Genomic DNA, 4,697 nt, shown 5'->3' with positions numbered 1-4,697 from the left:
GGCGATCGACCACACCAACGGCCTGCATGCACGCTTCGGCACGCTGCCGATGTCGGCCCGGCTGCCCGGCCTGGCCCGCACCATCAACGAGGCGCTGTTCACGCTGGTCCGCGGCGCCCTGCTGGTGCTGGCCGCGGCTGTCCTCGGCTTCCGGTTCTCCGGCGGCGTGCTCGACGCCGTGGCCGGAGTCCTCGTCGTGGTCGTGCTCGCCGCCGCGATGAGCGCACTGTTCGGGCGGATCGGCGACCGTCTGCGGCGCCCGGACGTCGTCCAGTTCGCCGGGATGATGGTCATGATGCCGTTCATGTTCGTCTCCGGAGCCTTCGCCCCGCTTGAGACGATGCCGGGCTGGATGGCCGGGCTCGCCGCCGTCAACCCCGTCGCGCACGCCGCCGAGGCGTTGCGGGGCTGCGTCCTTGGCACCGCGACGGCCGGCGACGTCGCAGCCGCACTCGGCACGGCGGTCGCGTTCTGGGCCGTCGTCAGCCTCGCGCCGAGGCTGCCGAGGAAAGCCGCAAGCACCGGGTAGTGCACGCTGTCGCCGGGCCGGCCATCCCGTCCCGGCGACACGCCGTGCTGATGAATGCTTCGATGGTGCCGCAGCGGGAGAGAGGATCTTCCGCCGAGGAGGCGCAGCAGGCGACCGATGGTGCTTCTGGCACGCCCGTACCGCGATGCTTGAAGATCTTGAAATGTCGGGTCTGAGAGCGCCCGGCAATAGGGACGCGGCGGGAATGGACCGGATGTCGGATGTATGTGTCAGCACGGCGACACCTGTCATCCGTATGAGTCCTGTGCTGCGAATGACCTCACGACGCCGCTCCGCGGTGACGACGGGACATCGGCGTATCGCGACCATCGATCTTTTCGACCGGCGCGAACCCACGAACGAAGGAGAGAAAAACGATGTCAGAAACCATGCCGGAGACGCTTGCCAGCCTCGGCAGGCAACCGTTGAGCCAGCAGGGACTGGCCAGTATTCTGGCCAGGGTGCAGGCCAGTGCCGCTCTCACCGCAGATGCGGTGCGGGGACTGAGGGAGAACCCGAAGAAGACGGTGGGCAACCTGCTTGAGCTCGATCGCACGCAACAGGCTGGCCTGGCGAAGTTCGATGACGCGTGGTTCAGCGAGAAGGTGGCCGGGCCGATCGCGACATCCCTGGAAAAGGGCGAACAGGTCGTGGTCACGGTTGGACCGCGCCGGCGCGATGCGGAGACTCAGGCGTTCGGCTGTGGGGTGAAAGTCGATAGGACCACCACTACTCTTCCCAACGGGACCACGCAGACGACGACCACGGTCGAGGTCGAGGTCCTCATTTTCTGACGGGTGTTGGAGCGCCGCCGGCAACGGTCCCCGGCTCGTCCGCTGGGGTGGGGGCCGGCGTGCGGATAACCAGCCGCCTTGCTCTGCCAGGCGCCGTTCTCCATGTCGGTGACTGACGGGTCGAATGCGGTGTTAAGGTAGAACTGGGCGTCAACGACGCCTTTGCGAGCCTCCTGCACGGCCGCCTTGAATAGGTTCGGCGGGTTAGCGGGTGGCGATGCCTCGCCAGTCCTTCAGCTTGTTGATCAGACGCTCGACGGTGTTCCGTTCCGTGTACAGGTCGGCGTCGTGGCGGACGGGTCGGCCGCCCCTGCGGCCCGTGTTCTTCCGGTTGGCGGCCTGGTCGGCCTTCTCCGGGATGACCGCGGTGAGGTGGCGTCTACGCAGATAGGCGCGGTTGCCGCGGGACGAGTATGCCTTGTCTGCGGCGACCGCGTCGGGTCGGGTGCGGGGACGGCCGACAGGCCCGGGGACCCGGACCTTCGCCAGCACCGGGGTGAACTGCGGGCTGTCCGCGGCCTGCCCCGCGGTCAGGACAGCGCCAAGTCCTCGGCGACAGGCAGCTTGACCAGGGTTCCGTTGGCCAGTGGGTGGCGGTGAGCGTGGTCGGCCGCTTGGATGGCCCGGGCTGAGATTGTCGATCTCCGAGTGCCTGATGCGTAGGGTGGTGGGCGGAGCGCTTCCCTGCTGGTGGCCCCGGGGACCCGCGGAATCGCGAAGCGATTTCGGGGGAATGGAGGAGGTGACGATCGGTGAGTCGCCGGTTCCAGACGGCTGGTCCGTGCCGCCCGGGGATCGACTACATGATCCCGGCGCTGTCGCGGCTACCGGAGGTGCCCGGTCTCGTCGACCAGGAGGGGTACTTCGTCGTGCACGCGCCGCGGCAGACGGGGAAGACGACGACGCTGCAGGCGCTCGCGGACGAGCTGACCGCGCGGGGGCGGTACGCGGCCGTGCTGTTCTCCTGCGAGGTCGGCCGGGTGGCCCGTGACGACTACGGCCGCGCGGCGCGGGGTGTTCTTCAGGTGATCCGCGAGGCCGCCGAGGACGCGCTGCCGCCACAACTGCGCCCGCAGCCATGGCCCGACGCCCCGGACGAGACCCTGTTGGGCACGGCGCTGCGGGCGTGGGCGCAGGCCTGCCCACGGCCTCTGGTGCTGTTCTTCGACGAGATCGACGCCTTGCAGGGGCAGAGTCTGCTCAGCGTCCTAAGCCAGTTGCGCAACGGCTACCGTGGTCGCCCCAGCCAGTTCCCGGCGTCGGTCGCGCTGTGCGGTCTACGCGACGTCCGCGACTACAAAGCCGCGGCGGGTGGCGACCCGTCCCGGTTGGGGACGTCCAGCCCTTTCAACATCAAACTGGAGTCGCTACGACTGGGGGACTTCACCCCGGATAAGGTCGCCGAGCTCTACGGCCAGCACACTGCGGACACCGGGCAGGAGTTCACGCCAGCGGCGGTGGCGCGGGCCTACGAGCTGACCGCCGGTCAGCCGTGGCTGGTCAACGCACTCGCGCGTGAGATCGTCGTGAAGCTGGCGGTGCCGGCCTCGGCGCCGATCACGATCGACCACCTGGAGCAGGCCAAGGAACGACTGATCCTTGCCCGGGCGACCCACCTGGACTCCCTGGCGGCCCGGCTTGCCGAGCCCCGTGTCCGCCGGATCGTGCAGCCGCTGCTGGCCGGCGACCTCATCCAACTCGACCCCTATGACGACGACCTCACCTACACCCGCGACCTCGGCCTGATCGCCCCAAAGAATCCGGTGCGGATCGCCAACCCGATCTACCGTGAGGTCATCGTCCGGGTCCTGACCTCACAGGTCGAGGCCAACGTCGTTGCCGACCCCCGCAGCTTCGTCCGGTCAGACGGCCGTTTCGACTTCCAGATGCTGCTGCGGGAGTTCGCCGAGTTCTGGATCGAACACGGCGATGTCCTCACGTCGACCGAGCACTACCACGAGGTCGCCCCGCAGCTCGTCCTCATGGGATTCCTCCAACGCGTCGTCAACGGTGGCGGCTATGTGGAACGCGAGTACGGCGTCGGCGCCGGGCGGATCGACCTGCTCGTGCGATGGCCCTACACGGATCAGGGCGGCAAACGCCGCTGGCAGCGCGAGGCCCTCGAGCTCAAGGTCTGGCACCCGGGCAAGGCAAACCCGCTGCGCCAGGGCCTGACCCAGCTCGACCGCTACCTCGACCATATCGGCCTCGACGCTGGGACCCTCATCCTCTTCGACCGCCGCCCAGGCGCCGCGGACATCACCGAACGCACCCAGTTCGACACGGTTACCACACCGACGGGCCGCGCTGTAACCCTCCTGCGGGCCTAACTAGAGGTCTTGGACGGGCGAAACCGTCATGATCGAGTCAAGTTCGTGGGCGTGAGTCAGGCTGCCAGACCTGCGTGTTCGACGAGTTGGTTGATGGCGGTTTCATAGGCGGTGGCTGCACGTCGCAGGGGTGGCGGATCGCTGCTGTGGGGGTCGGTGAGTTCAGCCATGCCGGTACGCAGGAGCCGGTTGTAGGCACGGGTGAGGAACAGTGCGTGACGCAGGCCGCTGTCGGTGACCTGGTAGCGGTGGGTGTGGGGGATGCGTTCGATGAGTCCGTGTAGGCGCAGGCGCCGCAGGTCGTAGATCATCTGTCCGCTGGTCATGGTGGCGGGCTGGCGGCCCAGCAGGGGCGCGAGAATGTCGCGCAGGTCGCGGTTGGTGAAACCGTGGGGCAGCAGGCGGAAGACCAGGAGCGCGGAGAGCAGCGCGTGGACGCGGGGGTCGGTGAAACGCAGCCCGGGGATCCGCTGCCCGCCGTGGGTGGTGATCGGGTCGTGGACGGCGGTGAAGGCGGCGTGGTGTGCCGCGCCACGGCTTCCGGTAGACCAGAGCCCTCTGCTCCGGGTGCAGGAAGGCGCGCCACGCGGCGAAGTCCCCGTCGATGTCGTCCAACAGGAGGCGCTGCAGGTGCTCCTCGCCCTCGAGGAGAACGAACTCCATCCGAGTGGCGGCGAGGCTCAGGGACGGAGTCAGATCGTCAGTCGTACCCGACGGACGACCGGCCGCGGACAGCGAGTCGTCGGGTACGTAGGTCCTGGCGACCTCGTCCAGCGGTACGCCGCAGGCGAGGTCGAGCAGGGCGAGGCCCTGCCACTCCGGGAGAGCCTCACACAGCGTCTGCAACTCGTCGTCGTGCCCGACCCGACCGCCGCGGCGGCGACGTCCGGAAACAGCCCGAGGCCGACAAGCTCGTCGACAGAGAAGGGGAGCAGCCGCGGTCGGTCGAGGTGATCTCGACGGGGCGAGCGGTCGTGATCGTGGGACGCCTTCCCGTCGTGAAGCGACGAGGTGCCGGACCGGACCCGCTCCTCGTCGAAGATC

General features: G+C 68.5%; 5 protein-coding genes and 1 pseudogene. 4 read left to right on the top strand and 2 right to left on the bottom strand.

Features of this window, described 5'->3' with window-relative positions; all coding sequences use genetic code 11:
• A partial coding sequence (locus U9978_RS11920) for an ABC transporter permease (protein ID WP_322761165.1) occupies positions 1-529 on the top strand: 529 nt, incomplete at its 5' end.
• A 377-nt stretch (positions 530-906) separates the two neighbouring features.
• Entirely contained in the window at positions 907-1,323 is a 417-nt protein-coding gene (locus U9978_RS11915; RefSeq protein WP_322761164.1) for a hypothetical protein, read from the top strand.
• A gap of 207 nt (positions 1,324-1,530) precedes the next feature.
• Here the strand turns inward: U9978_RS11915 and U9978_RS11910 are convergent.
• A pseudogene (locus tag U9978_RS11910) lies at positions 1,531-1,875 on the bottom strand (transposase); the annotation flags it as partial.
• Positions 1,876-2,075: 200 nt separating this feature from the next.
• On the opposite strand from U9978_RS11910, the gene U9978_RS11905 reads away from it, so the two are divergent.
• A complete protein-coding gene (locus tag U9978_RS11905) occupies positions 2,076-3,653 on the top strand; it encodes an ATP-binding protein (RefSeq protein ID WP_322761163.1) in 1,578 nt (525 codons plus the stop codon).
• A gap of 56 nt (positions 3,654-3,709) precedes the next feature.
• On the opposite strand, the gene U9978_RS11900 is transcribed toward U9978_RS11905, so the two are convergent.
• Positions 3,710-3,979, bottom strand: a complete 270-nt coding sequence (locus tag U9978_RS11900; RefSeq protein ID WP_322761162.1) for a hypothetical protein — start codon at positions 3,977-3,979, stop codon at positions 3,710-3,712.
• A gap of 121 nt (positions 3,980-4,100) precedes the next feature.
• On the opposite strand from U9978_RS11900, the gene U9978_RS11895 reads away from it, so the two are divergent.
• On the top strand, positions 4,101-4,607 hold the full coding sequence (locus U9978_RS11895; RefSeq protein ID WP_322761161.1) for a hypothetical protein: 507 nt from the start codon (positions 4,101-4,103) through the stop codon (positions 4,605-4,607).
• The last annotated feature ends 90 nt before the right edge of the window (positions 4,608-4,697 follow it).

The organism is Protofrankia sp. Cr2, assembly GCF_963555885.1.
In the GTDB taxonomy this organism is placed as follows: domain Bacteria; phylum Actinomycetota; class Actinomycetes; order Frankiales; family Frankiaceae; genus Protofrankia.
Note: the sequence above shows the minus strand (reverse complement) of the source record. Positions and strands in the feature narration are given on the sequence as shown.

Excerpts from the sequence above, each read along its gene's own strand:
- U9978_RS11915 (WP_322761164.1), top strand. The coding sequence starts at position 907 with ATGTCAGAAACCATGCCGGAGACGCTTGCCAGCCTCGGCAGGCAACCG.
- U9978_RS11900 (WP_322761162.1), bottom strand. The coding sequence starts at position 3,979 with ATGACCAGCGGACAGATGATCTACGACCTGCGGCGCCTGCGCCTACAC.